12 protein-coding genes are annotated in these 16,269 nt (G+C 69.7%); 4 read left to right on the top strand and 8 right to left on the bottom strand.

Features of this window, described 5'->3' with window-relative positions:
• Positions 1 to 73: 73 nt before the first annotated feature.
• The 3 genes from IFR14_RS16555 to IFR14_RS16565 all read right to left on the bottom strand — a co-directional run bounded on the left by IFR14_RS16555 (position 74) and on the right by IFR14_RS16565 (position 3,438).
• Positions 74 to 1,426 (bottom strand): ABC transporter substrate-binding protein, encoded by a 1,353-nt coding sequence (locus IFR14_RS16555; protein ID WP_191941649.1) that lies wholly within the window; start codon positions 1,424 to 1,426, stop codon positions 74 to 76.
• Between the two features lie 138 nt (positions 1,427 to 1,564).
• Positions 1,565 to 2,515: a carbohydrate ABC transporter permease gene (locus IFR14_RS16560; protein WP_085512471.1), complete on the bottom strand. Its 951-nt coding sequence runs from the start codon at positions 2,513 to 2,515 to the stop codon at positions 1,565 to 1,567.
• Complete coding sequence (locus tag IFR14_RS16565; protein WP_086475054.1) at positions 2,515 to 3,438, bottom strand: carbohydrate ABC transporter permease; 924 nt, start codon at positions 3,436 to 3,438, stop codon at positions 2,515 to 2,517. Before IFR14_RS16565 ends, IFR14_RS16560 begins: the two co-directional genes overlap by 1 nt.
• Positions 3,439 to 3,588: 150 nt before the next feature.
• On the opposite strand from IFR14_RS16565, the gene IFR14_RS16570 reads away from it, so the two are divergent.
• Complete coding sequence (locus IFR14_RS16570; RefSeq protein WP_240773772.1) at positions 3,589 to 4,629, top strand: LacI family DNA-binding transcriptional regulator; 1,041 nt, start codon at positions 3,589 to 3,591, stop codon at positions 4,627 to 4,629.
• Between the two features lie 384 nt (positions 4,630 to 5,013).
• Positions 5,014 to 8,922 carry a glycoside hydrolase gene (locus tag IFR14_RS16575; protein WP_191941650.1) on the top strand — a complete coding sequence of 1,303 codons (3,909 nt, stop codon included), beginning with the start codon at positions 5,014 to 5,016 and terminating at the stop codon, positions 8,920 to 8,922.
• Between the two features lie 86 nt (positions 8,923 to 9,008).
• On the opposite strand, the gene IFR14_RS16580 is transcribed toward IFR14_RS16575, so the two are convergent.
• Positions 9,009 to 9,575 (bottom strand): GlcG/HbpS family heme-binding protein, encoded by a 567-nt coding sequence (locus tag IFR14_RS16580; protein ID WP_191941651.1) that lies wholly within the window; start codon positions 9,573 to 9,575, stop codon positions 9,009 to 9,011.
• A gap of 192 nt (positions 9,576 to 9,767) precedes the next feature.
• Between IFR14_RS16580 and IFR14_RS16585 the strand changes: the two genes are divergently transcribed.
• Both IFR14_RS16585 and IFR14_RS16590 read left to right on the top strand, forming a co-directional pair.
• Complete coding sequence (locus tag IFR14_RS16585; RefSeq protein ID WP_191941652.1) at positions 9,768 to 10,964, top strand: sensor histidine kinase; 1,197 nt, start codon at positions 9,768 to 9,770, stop codon at positions 10,962 to 10,964.
• Positions 10,958 to 11,593, top strand: coding sequence for a response regulator (locus IFR14_RS16590; protein WP_191941653.1), 636 nt, complete (start codon positions 10,958 to 10,960; stop codon positions 11,591 to 11,593). Before IFR14_RS16585 ends, IFR14_RS16590 begins: the two co-directional genes overlap by 7 nt.
• A 295-nt stretch (positions 11,594 to 11,888) precedes the next feature.
• Here the strand turns inward: IFR14_RS16590 and IFR14_RS16595 are convergent, their stop codons facing one another.
• From IFR14_RS16595 to IFR14_RS16610, 4 genes are all read right to left on the bottom strand, one after another.
• A complete protein-coding gene (locus IFR14_RS16595) occupies positions 11,889 to 12,158 on the bottom strand; it encodes an HPr family phosphocarrier protein (RefSeq protein WP_056014456.1) in 270 nt (89 codons plus the stop codon).
• Between the two features lie 79 nt (positions 12,159 to 12,237).
• A complete protein-coding gene (locus IFR14_RS16600) occupies positions 12,238 to 14,280 on the bottom strand; it encodes a PTS fructose transporter subunit IIABC (RefSeq protein ID WP_191941654.1) in 2,043 nt (680 codons plus the stop codon).
• Positions 14,281 to 14,382: 102 nt separating this feature from the next.
• Complete coding sequence (locus IFR14_RS16605; protein WP_191941655.1) at positions 14,383 to 15,384, bottom strand: 1-phosphofructokinase family hexose kinase; 1,002 nt, start codon at positions 15,382 to 15,384, stop codon at positions 14,383 to 14,385.
• Positions 15,381 to 16,169: a DeoR/GlpR family DNA-binding transcription regulator gene (locus tag IFR14_RS16610; protein WP_191941656.1), complete on the bottom strand. Its 789-nt coding sequence runs from the start codon at positions 16,167 to 16,169 to the stop codon at positions 15,381 to 15,383. The genes IFR14_RS16605 and IFR14_RS16610 overlap by 4 nt, the downstream gene beginning before the upstream one ends.
• Positions 16,170 to 16,269: the final 100 nt, after the last annotated feature.

Raw genomic sequence — 16,269 nt, forward strand, 5'->3', positions numbered from 1 at the left:
CGGCCGGAGCGGATCCCGGAGGACCCTCCGACCGGCCGCGGTCGATGGTGCTGGTGCGACAGGTGCCGGTCGACTACTTCTCGGTGACCGTGAAGCCCTGCGTGTTGCCGTACTCGACGAGCTGCTTCTGCCAGTCGGCTAGGCCGTCGTTGAGGTCGGCCTTGTTCGCGTAGGACTGTCCGACGGTGTCGGCGAAGATGCTGTTCGCGTAGACCTGGTACGGCAGGTACTGCCACCCGGTCGACACGTCCTTCGCGCCCTGCACGAGGACCTCGTTGATCTTCTGGCCACCGAAGTACTCGGGAGCCGCGGAGAGGAACTCGTCGGAGTTCAGGTCGGCGGTCGTCGCCGGGAAGCCACCGTTGTCGAGGAAGACCTTGACGCTGTCCTCGTCATTGTTCAGCCACTTGAGGAAGCCCGCGGCGAGCGCCGGGTTCTTGCTCTGCTTCAGCACGACCTGGCCACCGCCACCGTTCTCGGCGTTGGCGGGCTTGCCGTCGTAGGTCGGGATCGGGGCGACGCGCCACTGGCCGGAGCCCTCGGCGACGGACGACTCGAGCACGCCGGGCATCCAGGCGCCCGCGATGAGCGTCGCGATGCTGCCGTTGCCGAGCGACTTGTACCAGTCGTCGCTCCACCCGGGGACGTCGGAGAGCAGGCCGCCTTCGACGAGCGGGTTCCAGGTGTCGGCCCACTTCTTGGCGCCCTCGTCGGCGAGGTTGACACTCACCTTGGTGCCGTCGGCGGTGAACGGACGTCCACCGGCCTGCCAGATCATGCTGGTCGCGAAGCCGGAGTCACCGGAGTCGTTGGTGATGTACTTCGACGGGTCGGCCGTGTGCAGCTGTGCGGCTGCCGCGACGTACTCGTCCCACGTGGTCGGCACGGCGATGCCGTACTGGTCGAACACCGTCTTGTTGTAGAACATGGCCATGGGGCCGGAGTCCTGCGGGAGGGCGTAGAGGCCGTCGCCGATGTTGACGGAGCTCCACGGGCCGGGGCTGTAGTCGTCCTTCAGGTCGCCGAAGCCGTAGGCGTTGAGGTCGACGAGGGAGTCGCTGAGCGCGAACTGCGGGATGGCGTAGTACTCGACCTGCGCGACGTCGGGGGCACCCTTACCGGCCTTGATCGCGTTCTGCAGCTTCGTGTACTCGGTGGTGTTGGTGCCGGCGTTGACGAGGTTGACCTTGACCTTGGGGTAGGCCTTCTCGAACGCGGCGACCTGCGCCTCGGCCGAGGGCGTCCAGGACCAGTAGGTGATCTCGCCACCGGCTTCGAGGGCGGACTCGATGTCCTTGGCGTCGCCCGAGGCGGTGCTGCCGCCGCCGGACGAGCACGCGACGAGCGAGGCTCCGATCATCGCGGACGCGACGGCCGCCGTGGCCGCGCGGCGCAGAACCGTGCGAGACGGTGAGATGCGCTTCATGGGTGTTTCCTTTCACTGCGTTGGGAGGAGGAGGTGATGCCCCGGTCCCTGAGCCTGTCGAAGGGCGGAGGTGGTGCCCTTCGACAAGCTCAGGGACCGGTTGGTGATGCGGGTGGTGCGGGTTGGGAACGGCGGGGATCAGCCCTTGACGCTGCCGGCGCTCAGGCCCGACTGCCAGAAGCGCTGCAGGAAGAGGAACGCGATGACGATCGGGACGATGGTCAGGAGCGATCCGGTGATCACGAGGTTGAAGATCGGCTGCGCGGCGACACCGGTGGCCTGGGCGCTCCACTGGCTGAGACCGACGGTGAGCGGATACCAGGTGGGCTCCGACAGCATGATGAGCGGCAGGAAGTAGTTGTTCCAGGTCGCGACGATCGCGAAGAGGAGCACCGTGACGATGCCGGGGCCGAGGAGTCGCAGCGAGATCGTGAAGAAGGTGCGGAACTCCCCCGCGCCGTCCATGCGGGCGGCCTCGAGCAGTTCGGTCGGGACCGCGTCCACCGCGTACGTCCAGATGAGGTACAGACCGAACGGGCTGACGAGCGAGGGCAGGATGACCGCCCACGGCGTGTTCGTGAGACCGAGCTGGCTGAACATCAGGAAGGTCGGGACGGCGAGGGCCGTGCCCGGCACCGCGATGGAGCCGAGGATGATCGCGAACACGGCGCGCTTGCCGGGGAACCGGAACTTCGCGAGGCCGTAGCCGCCGATCGTCGCGAGGAGCGTCGCACCACCGGCACCGACCACGACGTAGAGCAGCGTGTTGCCGAACCAGCCGACGAACTGCCCGTCGCGGTAGGTCAGGGTGTCGACGATGTTCTGCCAGAGGTTGAACCCGCCGTCGCCGAACCAGAGACCGAAGGAGGAGAAGAGGTCGGGCTGGGACTTCGTCGCGTTGATGACGAGCCACAGGATCGGGACGACCGAGTAGATGAGGAAGACGGCCATGACGATCGTGAGGACGATCGAGCGCTTGCGACGCGGGTCGTGACGCTTCCGGGTGGGGCGGTCGAAGGCGCGCGGGTTGCGGGCGGTCCGGGTCGACACGGTCTGCGGGCGGACGGTCGGGTTCGAGACGGTGGCCATCAGCTGTTCTCCTGTCGGGAGCCGCGCACCTGCACGACGTAGGCGATGACGGCGGTGATGACGCCCATGATGATCGCGACCGTCGCCGCGAGGTTGAACTGCTGGCCGGCGAAGGACAGGTTGTAGGCGTACATGTTCGGCGTGAAGTTGCTCGTGATCACGTTGGGCGCGAGGTTCTTCAGCAGGTTCGGCTCGTTGAAGAGCTGGAAGGAGCCGATGACGGAGAAGATCGTCGCGATGACGAGCGCTCCGCGGAGGGCGGGGATCTTGATGCTGAAGACGGTGCGGAACTGTCCGGCCCCGTCGATCTCGGCCGCCTCGTAGATCTCACCGGGCACGACGCGGAGGGCGGCGTAGAAGATGAGCATGTTGTAGCCCATGAACTCCCACGTCACGATGTTGCCGATGGAGGCGAGGACGGCCTGGGAGCTGAACGGCTCGAGGATCTGGGCGCCGACGAGGTCGTTGAAGCTGCCGGCGAGACCGAACTGGTCGCCGTAGATGAAGCCCCAGATGAGCGCCGCGACGACCCCCGGGACGGCATACGGCAGGAAGAGCGCGATGCGGAAGAACGCGGCGCCGTGGAGCCTCGCGCTGTCGAGCGCGAGCGCCGCGGTGAGCGACAGGGCGAGCATGATCGGCACCTGCACGACGAAGAACAGTGCGACGCGACCGAACGGCTCCCAGAACTTCGGGTCCTGGAGCACCTGGGCGTAGTTGTCGAAGCCGACGAAGGCGTTGCCTCCGATGAGCTTCTCCTGGAAGAAGCTGAGGTAGAGCGCGTAGACGAGCGGCGCGATGATCATCAGCGCGAAGACGATCATGAAGGGGGCGATGAACGCCCAGCCCTTCCAATCCCGGCGGTCGCGTCGGTGGACACGGACCGCTGGTGGCCGGCCGGTGCGAGCGGTCGTGGTGGTCATGGGCAGCTTCCTTGCTGGGATTCGGGCGGAACCGTCGTGCGGTGGAGCCGTGCGGGGGAGGGATCGCGGTGGATGTTTACGTCAACATCTGATCGGTACCATAGCATGTTCACGTCAACATGCAAGGATGGATGCGACGATAGGGAGACCATGACGGACACCACCCGGAGAGCGCCTGGCCGCGCCAGGCGAGCACCGTCGATGGCGGACGTCGCGGCGCACGCCGGCGTCTCCTCCCAGACCGTCTCCCGCGTCGCGAACGGGCTGACCAACGTCGACGACGGCACCCGCGACCGCGTGCTGGAGGCGATGACCGAGCTCGGCTACCGTCCCAACAAGGCCGCGCGGGCGTTGCGATCGGGTCGCACCCGCAGCATCGGGATCACGATGTTCACGCTCTCCTCCTACGGCAACATGCGCACCCTCGACGCGATCACGGTCCAGGCCGCACGGGCCGGCTATTCAGTCACGGTCGTCCCGGTCGAGTACCCGACGCAACGCGACGTCGCGGTCGCCCTCGACAGCCTGCGCGAGCAGGACGTCGACGGACTCATCATCGTCATCGAGTCGCACATCGTCGACGGCGCAGACGTCGAACTGCCCGCAGGTCTCCCCGTCGTCGTCATCGACTCCGCGGCACGCACCGACTACCCCGTCGTCGACAACGATCAGGCGCAGGGTGCGGCACTCGCCACCCAGCACCTCCTCGACCTCGGGCACCAGGGCGTCTGGCACATCGCCGGCCCCCGCACCTCGTACTCGGCGGCTCGTCGCGAGCAGAGCTGGGCCGACACCCTGCGCGAGGCCGGGATCACGCCGCCGCCCGCGTTCCGTGGCGACTGGTCGACGACCTCGGGGTACGAGATCGGCCTCGAGATCGCCGAGCGCCCGGAGATCACGGCCGTCTTCGCCTCGAACGACCAGATGGCGCTCGGACTCCTGCGCGCCCTGCACGAGCGCGGGCGGGCCGTGCCGGAGTCGATCAGCGTCGTCGGCTTCGACGACACCCCGGAGTCGGACTCGTTCTGGCCGCCGCTCACGACAGTGCACCAGGACTTCGACGAGATCGGACGCCGGGCGATCACCACGCTCCTCCGCGAGATCGAGGAGGGGCCGCAGCTCTCCACCGAGCCCCTCACGCCGACGTCCCTCGTCGTCCGCGCGAGCACGGCTCCCCCGCCCGCGCGCTGAGGCGAGCGAGACACTCCACGCGGTCATTGAGCCTGTCGAAATGCCCACGGCGACACCTCGACCAGCTCGGCGAACGAAGCCCCGGTCATTGAGCCTGTCGAAATGCCAGCTCCGCACTTCGACAGGCTCAGTGACCGGCGTAGGGGCCTCAGTGACCGGCGTAGGGGCCTCAGTGACCGGCGTAGGGGCCTCAGTGACCGGCGTAGGGGCCTCAGTGACCGGAACGGACCGGAACGGGGACCTCAGTGACCGGGCCAGCCTTGACACCCGAGCGAGGGGTCGCCCATACTCGTCGGAAATGTTGACGTGAACACGGTGGTTCGACGCCGCCGAATGTTCACGTGAACATCCCCTGCACCACGGCCTCCAACGAAGGAACCACCGATGACACTGCCGTCACCAGTCCGCCGACGAACGATCGGAGCGACCGTCGCCGTCGCCCTCGGCATCGCCGCGATCGCACCAGCACTCGCCACCGTGGAGGCCGTACCTGCGGCCGCCGCGGAGAGCACTCCCCTCACCATCACCCCCAACCCGGCCTACCAGAACGAGGCGTTCGAAGGCTGGGGCACGAGCCTGGTCTGGTTCGCCAACGCGACCGGGAACTACCCCGCGGACGTCCGCCAGGACCTCTTCGACAAAGTGTTCGGTGAGGACGGCCTCAACCTCAACATCGCGCGCTACAACATCGGTGGCGGCAACGCCAGCGACGTCCCGCCCTACCTGCGGGCCGGCGGCGCGGTCGACGGCTGGTGGAACCCGGACCTCGGCGCGAGCGACGCCGACGGCCCCATCACCTCCGACTACGCCGACCGCGACCGATACGCCGCCGCCTGGGACGCCGACGACCCGGCCTCCTACGACTTCGACGCCGATGAGACCCAGCGCTGGTGGCTCACGGCCCTCAAGGACAAGATCACCAAGTGGGAGGCGTTCAGCAACTCCCCGCCGTACTTCATGACCGAGAGCGGCTACGCCTCGGGCAACTTCAACGCGGCCGACGAGCAGCTGAAGCCCGAGAGCGTCGACGACTTCGTCGCGTACCTCACCACCGTCGTCGACCACCTCGAGGCCGACACCGGTATCGACTTCGACACCATCGACCCCTTCAACGAGCCGAACACGAACTACTGGGGCACCCAGATCGACGAGGCCACCGGTTGGCCGAAGGGCGGACGCCAGGAGGGTGCGCACATCGGCCCGGCCATGCAGGACACCGTCATCAAGGCCCTCGCCGAGCGCCTCGCCGCCGAGGGCACCTCGACCGAAGCCGTCATCGCGGCCATGGACGAGACCAACCCGGGCATCTTCGCGACGAACTGGAACGGCTGGTCGCAGACCGCCAAGGACCTCGTCACGCAGCTCAACGTCCACAGCTACGGCCAGGGCGGCAGCGTCGTCGCGCGCGACATCGCGAAGACCGTCGGCAAGCCGCTGTGGATGAGCGAGGTCGAGGGCAACTGGGACTCCAGCGGCAAGCACAACCTCACGAACATCGACAACGGCATCGGTATGGCGACGCACCTCATCGACGACCTCCGCAACCTGGAGCCGACCGCGTGGGTGCTCTGGCAGCCCGTCGAGGACCTCTACAACATGGAGAAGGTCGAGAAGCTCAACTGGGGCAGCGTCCTCATCGACTTCGACTGCAACGCCGAGGGCGACTCCGAGCGACGCATCGCCGACGGCGACGCCGACCCGAGCTGCTCCGTGAAGACGAACGCGAAGTACAACACGCTCCGCAACTTCACCCACTACGTGCAGCCCGGTGACCACCTCATCCCGTCCACCGACGCGCAGACCACCACGGCGCTCCGTGCCGACGGCACCGGTGCGACCCTCGTGCACGCCAACCCGTCGACCTCGGCTCGGACGATCACCATCGACCTGTCGAAGTTCGCGGACATCGCTCCCGGCGCGACGGTCACGCCGATCGTGACGACGGAGTCCCCCGCGGACGACGTCACCGCCAACGCGCTCGTGCAGGGCGACGCCGTGTCGATCGACCCGGTGACCAAGCAGGCGACGCTCACCGTCCCGGCGAAGTCGGTCACCACCTTCCTCGTCGACGGTGCGACCGGTGTCGCAGCGGACGCGGCACCGTTCCAGGACGGACACGCCTACCAGCTCGTCGGCAAGCAGAGCGCGAAGGCGTTCACCGCCGCAGCCACGACCGGGACCGTCCCGGCCGGCACGATCACCCCGCGTGCCTCCGACGCCACGACCGGTGCCGCACAGGTGTGGACCGCCGAGCTCCTCTCGGGTGGCGGCACGAACACCGACCGCTACGCCGTCCGCAGCTCGTCCGGGGCACTCCTCTCCGCGAACGCCGCCGGCACCTCGCTCGTCGCTGCGACGCGGGAACAGGCTGCGGCCGACCCCTCGCTGCAGTGGATCCCGACGACGACCAACGGCTCCGAATGGAGCCTCGTGAACGTCGGGACGAGCCAGGCCCTCGAGGTCGGCGGGCAGTCCACCACCACGGGTGCCGCCGTCGGCGTCTACCAGTCGAACAACGGCGCGAACCAGACCTGGAGCTTCGTCGACACCGCCCTCACGGGAGTGCAGCCGGTCACGGTGCAGACCGTCGCCGGTGTTCCGGCGGCGCTGCCCGCGACCGTGGTGCCGCTGTACGGCGCGGTCCAGGGCGCTCCGGTGCCGGTCACCTGGGACACCTCGGCCGTGGACTGGAACACGCCGGGCACGATCGTCGTGAACGGTTCCGGCACCGACGGGTGGGGTGCGGCGTTCACCGCGCAGGCCACCGTCGACATCGGCGGCTTCACCACCACCGAACCGGTCTCCCTGACGGTCGCCGCGGGGTCCCCGGCGAGCGCCGTCATCGCTGCGGCGCCGACCACGGTCCCGGCACAGATCGGGGCGAGCACCAACCGCTTCGACACGCCCGTCACGTGGGACTTCAGCACCCTCGACGACGCCGACCTCGCCGACACCGGTGTGGTGCAGGTGCGCGGCGCGGCTACCTCGAACGACCCGGCCGCGGCACCGATCGACGCACTCCTGTCGATCATCGTCACGGCGCCCGGTGAGCGGAACATCGCGCCGGACGCCACGACCGTCGCGAGTGCGACGTCCACCGAGTCCGGCTACCCCGCGAGCAACACGAAGAACGGTGTGCGGAACGACAAGGGCTGGTCGAACTGGCGCTCGTCGAACAAGCCGGCGAGCGACACCCTGAGCTACGAGCTCGGCGGTGAGCACACGATCGAGCACGTCACCTTCTACGCCTACAAGGACGGGAGCACCAACAGCTGGCCGAGTGCACTGACCGTGCAGGTCCGCGACGCCGACGGCGCGTGGATCGACGCTCCGGGTGGGGCGGTCGCCGTGCCGGTCCCGACCGATGGGACGGCTCCGGTCGTCGACGTCGACCTCGGTGGCGTCACGACGAGTGCTGTGCGCATCGTGATGACGGCGTACGCGAACACCCACCTGGTCGTCTCGGAGGTCGAGATCTATGCGCTCGCACCGTCGGTCGCGACCGAGGCGAGCCTCGCCGCGCTGCGGGTGAACGGCACGCCGGTCGAGGGCTTCGACGCAGGCGTCCTCGAGTACGAGGTGCCGCTGGCCGGGTCCGCCGACCCGGTGGTCGACGCCATCCCGGCCGACCGCGACGCGACGGTGACGATCGAGCCGCTCGAAGCAGCGCCGGCGACTGCCGCCCGTGCTGCGGCTGACGCGACCGACGGTGTCGTCATCACGGTGACGGCGGCCGACGGGGTGACCACGCAGTCGACGACCATCACCTTCGCCCGGACGGCGGTCGCGACCGCGACGCTGTCGAGCGTGGCCCGCGAGGGTGTCCCGACGACCGCGGCAGTCGTCGTGGACCCGGAGGACGCCACCGTGGTCTACGCCTGGCTGCTCGACGACGAGGTCGTGGACGGTGCCGACACGGCGACGTTCACGCCGCCCGCCGGCAGTGCGGGTGCCGCGCTCGCGGTGCGGGTCACGGTCTCGGCCGATGGCTTCGCGCCGGTCGAGACGACGTCCACGCCGGTGACGGTGCTCGCCGCCGCGGTGGACCCGGGGACCGATCCCGGCACCGACCCGGGGACGAATCCCGGGACCGGTCCCGGCACGGGCGCCGGCGGTGGCGCGGTCGGCGGTGGTGACGGCACGAGCTCGCCCTCGGGCGGTTCGGCTGCCGGCACCGACTCGCTGTCGCGCACGGGTGTGGACGTGTCGAGCATCGGGCTCGTCGCGCTGCTCCTCGGCCTCGTCGGCTTCGCCTCGGTGCTGCTCGCACGTCGTCGTCGCACAGCGAGCTAGCCCTCCGTTCGCCCATTTTCGGGCGACGCAACGCCCGTTCGCCCAAACGTGGGCGAACGGGCGTTCGCGTTCTGCCGAGCCGACCGTCAGCTCGCCGCGTCCTCCGCCAGCACCGCAGCGCCCGCCGCCGCACAACCCTCGTCGACCATGCCGTCCGGGGCCCCACCGACGCCGATGCCCGCGATCGTCGCCGTACCGACCTTGATCGGCACCCCGCCTGCCAGGAACAGGGTCCCCTCGAGGTCGCGGAGGGTCGCCCCGCCACCCTCCGGCAGGCGCTCCGTCAGCTCGGAGGTGTTCGCTCCGAACGCCGCCGCCGTGTACCCCTTCTCGGCCGACGCCGAGAGGGTGTGCTCCGCAGCGCCGTCACCGCGGACCACGGCCTGCACCTGCCCGAAGCGGTCGACGACGGAGACGGTGACGAACCCGACCCCGCTCGCTCGACACGACTCGAGTGCCGCGGTCGCAGCTTCCATCGCTGCGTCGGCGGACAGTCGCGGAAGTTCGACGGTCCGGGACTCCGCGGCCTCGGCCACCGGCGATGCCGAGGTCGCGGTCGTCGACGAGGCGGGGCCGGTGCAGGCGGTCAGGGTTCCAAGGACGGCGAGCCCGGCGACGATGGTGCCGAGGCGTGCGGTGCGTGACTGTTTCATGGTGTTCCTCTGGGTTGTTCGTGCTTCAGCATCGGACGATGCGCTCCGACAACTCTCGTCCGGCGGCGCTTCCTCCACCTCGTCCGCGCCGCCCGGATCCGGTCGGGCCGACGGCCGACCGGCCCTCATCCCTTCGGATGAGGCCGGCCCTAGGAGGCTCGCCTAGCATGGAGGGATCGCCGGAAGGGTCCCATGTCAGACGATCGAACATCAGTCCACGCGACCCCGCTCTCTCGCCCGTACCGCCGAGCCGCAGCCCTCGGCGCGACGCCCCTCGACGTCGTGCTCAACCTCACCTTCTTCGCACTGCTCGTGACCTCGGCCGTGCGATACGTCATGAGCCACGGGGTCGAGGCGGTGATCTGGACCGTCGCGGCGCTGACCGTCGCGACCGCGGCCGCCTACCTCCTCGCCACGCGGAAGACGGGCGTCCGACACCGGATCCTCGTCGTGATCCTGCTCGCACTGTGGACGCTGCTCGTACTCATCGCCCCGAGCTTCTGGTGGACGGCGTTCTCGGTCTACTTCCTCGCACGCCGCGCCTTCCCGACCGCGTGGGTCGCCGTTGGTCTCGCCGCGGTCTGCGCTCGCTCGCTCCTCGTCCTCACCGGCGGCTTCGACTGGACGATCGTGGTGGGTACAGCGGTGGTGGCTGCGCTCGTGAGCGTCGTCACCTCACGGATCGAGTCGGACAATCGGACGCAGGCGGCGCTCATCGGTCGACTGACGGAAGCCCAGGCGCGACTCGCCGCGACCGAGCGACAAGCCGGGATCGCTCAGGAGCGAGCGCGGGTGTCGAGCGAACTCCACGACTCCGTGACCCAGGGACTCGCGAGTTCGCTCCTCATCATGGAGGCCACCGCGCAGACGATCGACACGTCTCCGGACACCGGCCGCGCCCGTCTGCGCGAGGCGGTCGAGCTGATCCGCTCGACGCTCGGCGAGGCGCGGAACCTCGTCCACGACCTCGGTTCACCCCGGCTCGACGGCATCAGTCTCGCATCAGCGCTCGAACATCTCGTCGCGGAGACCCCCGCCGCCCAGCTGCGCATCGACGGCGAGCCGAGGCCCTACCCGCCTGAGATCGCCCACGCGATCCTGCGCGTCTGTCAGAGTGCCGTGCAGAACGCCGATCGCCATGCCGGCGCATCGGCGATCCATGTCACCCTCAGCTGTCTGGCCGACCAGGTCGTCGTCGACATCGCCGACGACGGGGTCGGATTCGATGCGTCGGCGGTCCCCGAACCGTCGAGCACCGGCGGCTACGGACTGCGGGCGATGCGGCAGCGGATCGAGCAGCTCGGCGGTCGGTTCACGGTGGAGAGTGCCCCCGGTGACGGCACCGTGATCGTCGCCCAGCTCCCGACCGATGCGGGGTCGACGTGCTGAGGCTCGTCCTGGTCGACGATCATGCCGTGGTGCGAGCGGGTCTGCGCCTGATCCTGCAGACCCAACCCGACCTCGAGATCGTGGGTGAGGCGTCGTCCGGAGAGAACGCGGTTCCACTCGTCGCCGAGGCGCAGCCGGACCTCGTGGTCGTCGATCTCGCGATGGGCGACGGGATCGGTGGGATCGAGACGACCAGGCGCCTCCGCGCGCTCAGCCCGGCACCGCAGGTGCTGATCTTCACCACCTACGACACGGATGCCGACATCGTCCGGGCCGTCGATGCGGGAGCCGTCGGGTATGTGCTCAAGACGTCGTCGCCCGAGGAGATCTTCCGCGCGGTGCGAACGGCCGCGATGGGACAGAGCGCGCTGAGCACACCGGTGGCATCACGGCTCATGCATCACCTGCAACATCGCCAGGAAGCCATGACCCCGCGCAAGGCCGAGATCCTGGAGCTGCTCACGGATGGTCTCGGCAACCGCGAACTGGCGCGTCGGCTGTTCATCAGCGAGACGACCGTCAAGACCCACCTCGCGCACATCTACACGAAACTCGGGGTGGACGGTCGCGGCGCCGCCATCGCCGCGGCTCGACAGCGCGGCATCGTCCGACCGCCGGAGCACCGCTGAACCCGCGAAAGCCCGCTCCCTGAGCCTGTCGAAGGGCCCACGAGCAACCACGCACGACACGCCACGGTCCCCGAGGGCACTTCGACAAGCTCAGTGACCGGAACGGTTCCACGCTCCCTGAGCCTGTCGAAGGGCCCACGAGCAACCACGCACGACACGAAACGGTTCCCCGAGGGCACTTCGACAAGCTCAGTGACCGGAACGGTTCCACGCTCCCTGAGCCTGTCGAAGGGCCCACGAGGAAACCCCGCCGTCCGAGATGACTCGGGCGGCGGGGCTTCCTGGTTCGGGGTGACTACTCGGCGTCGAGGTCCGTCTCGAGGAGACCGGCGAGCTCGGCGAGCGCCTCGTCGGCACCCTCGCCCTCAGCGCGGAGGGTGACGACGTCGCCGTTGGTGGCGCCGAGGCTCATGATCGTGAGGATGCTCGAGGCGTCGAGCGGGCCCGAGTCGCCCAGCTCGATCGTGACGGGCACCGGCTGGCGCTTGACCGTCTCGATGAAGAGCTTGGCGGGGCGGGCGTGCAGCCCGACGCGGCTGGCGATGGTGGCTTGGCGTTCGGCCATGATGATGCTCCTTCTGCGGTTCGGTTGGTGCCGGCCGGACCAGTGGATCAGGTCAGGCTGTGGATCGGACGGGTACGGGTCAGACGGTCGCGGGCTCGGTGGTGACCGTCGGGGCTGCCGTGTCGGCACCCTCCACCGGCCGACGACGGGCGAACCGCTTGAGCAGGACGACGGCGACCGCGGTGATGACGGTGCCGATCGCGACCGACAGGACGAACATCCCGATGTTGCCGATGGCGAAGAACACGAAGATGCCACCGTGCGGTGCCTGCGAGGTGACGCCGGTCGCCATGATGAGCGCACCGGTGGCGGCACCACCGAGGATCGACGCCGGGATGACGCGGAACAGGTCGGCCGCGGCGAACGGGATCGCACCCTCGCTGATGAACGCGGCGCCGAGCAGCCAGGCTGCCTTGCCGTTCTCCCGCTCGACCGCGGTGAACGAACGACGGCTGAGGACGGTCGAGGCGAGTGCCATCGCGAGCGGCGGCACCATACCGGCGGCCATCACGGCGGCCATGATCTGCCACGGCGCCTGGTTGGCGAGCGTTCCCGCACCGAGACCGGCGACGGCGAACGAGTACGCGACCTTGTTGACGGGGCCACCGAGGTCGAACGCCATCATCGTGCCGAGGATCACGCCGAGCAGGATCGCGGAGACACCGGTGAGGCCGGAGAGCCAGGAGTTGAGCCCGCCCATGAGTGCGGCGATCGGGCCGCCGAGGACGAGGATCATGAGGCCGGACGCGACGATCGAGCCGATCAGCGGGATGATCACGACGGGCATCAGCCCACGCAGCCACCGCGGCACGTTCAGGCGACCGAGGCCGTAGGCGACACCACCGGCGAGCAGACCACCGACGAGCCCGCCGAGGAAGCCGGCGCTCATGAGGAGGGCGACGGCACCGGCGACGAACCCGGGGGCGATACCCGGGCGGTCGGCGATGGCGTAGGCGATGTAGCCGGCGAGGGCCGGGACGAGGAACGCCATCGAGGCGTTGCCGATGGAGAACGCGACGGCACCGAGGTAGGCGCCGAGTCCGCCGGCCGGCAGGTTCACGAGGCTGTTCTCGACGATGATCTTGCCGGCGTTCTCGGTGATGTCGTAGCCACCGAGGAGGAAGCCGAGGGCGATGAGCAGACCGCCACCCGCGACGAACGGGATCATGTAGCTGACACCGGTGAGCAGCCAACGCTTGATCGACTGACCGACGTTGGCGTCCTTCTTGTCCGACGTCGACACGGAGGCGTCGCCGGCCGCTGCGGCGACCCGCGGGGCGTTCGGGTTCGAGATCGCGGCGACCGCGTCGTTGATGAGCTGTTCCGGGGCGTCGATGCCGCGCTTCACCGGAGCCTTGATGACGGGCTTGCCGGCGAATCGCGTGACGTCGCGGACGTCCACGTCGACGGCGAAGATGACCGCCTGCGCCTTCGCGACGACGTCCGCGGGCAGCGGGGTCGCACCGGAGGCGCCCTGCGTCTCGACGTGCAGCTCGACACCGAGGCGCTTGGCGGTGGCGGCGAGCGAGTCGGCCGCCATGTAGGTGTGGGCGATGCCCGTCGCACACGAGGTGACCGCGATGAGCACGGGCCGTGCGGCCTGGTCGCCGGCCTCGACGGGAGCCGTCGCGGCGCGCTCGGCTGCAGGAGCCGACGCGGGCTTGGGCGCGTCGCTGAGTGCACCATCGACGAGGGCGACCACCGCGGCGGCGTCGGGCGCCTCACGCAGCGAGGTCACGAACTCGGGCTTGATGAGCGAGCGGGCGAGCTTCGACAGGAGGGCGAGGTGCGCCTGGTCGGCGCCGTCCGGGGCCGCGATGAAGAAGAGGAGGTCGGCCGGGCCGTCGTCGGAACCGAAGTCGACGAGCGGCGAGACACGGGCCATCGCGAGCGTCGGCTCGGTGACGGCGGCTGAACGGCAATGCGGGATCGCGATGCCGCCGGGGATGCCGGTGTCGGTCTTGCTCTCCCGCGCCCAGGCGTCGGCGAAGAGCGCCTCGGTGTCGGTGGCACGGCCGGCGCGGACGACGAGCTCGGCGAGCGCGCGGATGACACCCGCGCGATCGGTGCCGAGGTCGGCGTCGAGGGCGACGAGCCCTGGGGTGATGAGTGGGGTGGACATCTGGGTTCTCCTTCGAAACGGATGCTGGTGCTTCGGGTGGTCGGGGCGGCCCTTCGACAAGCTCAGGGACCGGGGTGGGCGGTCAGGGACCGGGGTGGGCGGTCAGGGGGCGGAGGGGATCCGCTGCGGGAGCTGGACGACGTCGATGGCGGCGGCGTCCGTCCCGCTGAGCGCCGGTACGTCGCTGCCGGGGAGTGCCGCGGCTGCGGCTCCGTGGGCGACGGCCTGCGCGAGGCGTGCTGCAGGTGCGAGACCTGCGGTTCGGGCGATCAGGTAGCCGGCGAGGGAGGAGTCCCCCGCACCGACGGTGCTGCGCGCGACGATCTTCGGGGCCCGGGCCGACCAGGCGGTGTCACCCTCCACGAGGACGGCTCCTCGGGAGCCGAGCGTGACGAGGACGGCGGCGACCGGGCCGGGTCGGTCCGTGGTGCCGATGAGCGTGGCGGCGACGGACGCGGCGAGCGCCGGGTCCGCCTCGATCTCGTCGCCGGACGCGGTGCCGGTGAGTTCGGCGAGTTCGGCACCGTTCGGCTTGATGAGGTCGATGCGTTCCCCGGTGGCGGCGAAGGCGGCGAGGAGGGCGGCGAGCGGCTCCCCCGAGCTGTCGACGGCGACGAGCGGGCGGGCGCCGTCGGTGCGGGCGCGACCGGCCCGGACGATCCGTGCGTAGAAGTCGGCGGGCAGACCGGGCGGCAGCGAACCGGCGATGACGAGCCATTCGGCACTCGCGGCGGCACGGGCGGTCGCGTCGACGAGGCGTGCCGCGTCGTCCTCGGTGAGGAGCGGACCCGGCTCGTTGATCTTGGTGGTGGTGCCGTCGGGCTCGGTGAGCGTGATGTTGCGGCGCACGGGCTGCCCGGTCGGGACGGCGAGGACGTCGATGCCCTGCGCGCGGAGCGACTCGATCATCGGGTCGGTCGATTCGCCGGGGAGGACGGCGATGGTCGCCAACTCGGCGGCGGCGATGGCCCGCGAGACGTTGACGCCCTTGCCGCCCGGCTGCTCCCGGCTGGCGAGGGCACGGAGGACCTCGCCGCGCTCGACGACACCGGGGAGCTCCACCGTGTGGTCGAGCGAGGGGTTGGCGGTCAGGGTGATGATCATGCGACGACCACCTCGACACCCGCAGCCTCGAGGGCGTCCCCGAGCGTCGTCGGAACGACCTCGTCGGTGATGACGGTGTCGATCTCGTCGAGGGCGGCGAAGCGGATGAGCGCTTCCTCACCGAGCTTGGCGGCGTCGGCGAGGACGACGGCCCGGCGCGAACCGCGGACGATCGCCGACTTCACGGCACCCTCGAGTTCGTCGGGCGTGCTGAGGCCGAAGTCGGCGCTGACCCCGTTGGCGCCGACGAAGGCGATGTCGGGGCGGAAGCGGCCGAGCTCGTCGACGGTCGTGCTGCCGACCGCCGCGCTGGTGATGCCACGGACGCGGCCACCGAGCAGGTGCAGTTCGACGTGGTCGCAGTGGTGGAGCGTCGCGGCGATCGGGACGGAGTTGGTGATGACCGTGAGCGTCTGGCCAGCGGTGGCAGGGCGCCAGGTGACGAGGAGGTCGGCGAGGTGGGCCGTGGTCGTCCCGGCGTCGATGACGATCGAGCCACTGAACGTGGCCGGGATGAGCCGGAGGGCAGCACGGGCGATCGTGGCCTTCGCGTCGCTCCGCTGGCCCTGGCGATCGGAGAGGCTGGCCTCGGCGACGGAGGCGCGCGCTGCGGAGACGGCACCGCCGTGGACGCGGCGCAGGACGCCCGAGGTTTCGAGCTGGTCGAGGTCGCGACGGATCGTCTCGGCGGTGACGCCCAGCTCACGGGAGACGTCGGCGACGGAGACCCGTCCGCTCGTCTTCACCCGGCTGGTGATGTGCTCGTGCCGCTCCGTCGCGTACATGCGTCGTCCTTGACCTTCGTTTCCGGTGTTGCAGGCTTGCAGTGCGAAGAAAGTATCACACAAACACAGAGAAACACAGATCCACTTCTACGCCGGACCC

Source organism: Plantibacter sp. CFBP 8775, assembly GCF_014839505.1.
Taxonomy (GTDB): domain Bacteria; phylum Actinomycetota; class Actinomycetes; order Actinomycetales; family Microbacteriaceae; genus Plantibacter; species Plantibacter auratus.

Excerpts from the sequence above, each read along its gene's own strand:
- IFR14_RS16555 (WP_191941649.1), bottom strand. The coding sequence starts at position 1,426 with ATGAAGCGCATCTCACCGTCTCGCACGGTTCTGCGCCGCGCGGCCACG.
- IFR14_RS16560 (WP_085512471.1), bottom strand. The coding sequence starts at position 2,515 with ATGGCCACCGTCTCGAACCCGACCGTCCGCCCGCAGACCGTGTCGACC.
- IFR14_RS16565 (WP_086475054.1), bottom strand. The coding sequence starts at position 3,438 with ATGACCACCACGACCGCTCGCACCGGCCGGCCACCAGCGGTCCGTGTC.
- IFR14_RS16570 (WP_240773772.1), top strand. The coding sequence starts at position 3,589 with ATGACGGACACCACCCGGAGAGCGCCTGGCCGCGCCAGGCGAGCACCG.
- IFR14_RS16575 (WP_191941650.1), top strand. The coding sequence starts at position 5,014 with ATGACACTGCCGTCACCAGTCCGCCGACGAACGATCGGAGCGACCGTC.
- IFR14_RS16580 (WP_191941651.1), bottom strand. The coding sequence starts at position 9,575 with ATGAAACAGTCACGCACCGCACGCCTCGGCACCATCGTCGCCGGGCTC.
- IFR14_RS16585 (WP_191941652.1), top strand. The coding sequence starts at position 9,768 with ATGTCAGACGATCGAACATCAGTCCACGCGACCCCGCTCTCTCGCCCG.
- IFR14_RS16595 (WP_056014456.1), bottom strand. The coding sequence starts at position 12,158 with ATGGCCGAACGCCAAGCCACCATCGCCAGCCGCGTCGGGCTGCACGCC.
- IFR14_RS16600 (WP_191941654.1), bottom strand. The coding sequence starts at position 14,280 with ATGTCCACCCCACTCATCACCCCAGGGCTCGTCGCCCTCGACGCCGAC.
- IFR14_RS16605 (WP_191941655.1), bottom strand. The coding sequence starts at position 15,384 with ATGATCATCACCCTGACCGCCAACCCCTCGCTCGACCACACGGTGGAG.
- IFR14_RS16610 (WP_191941656.1), bottom strand. The coding sequence starts at position 16,169 with ATGTACGCGACGGAGCGGCACGAGCACATCACCAGCCGGGTGAAGACG.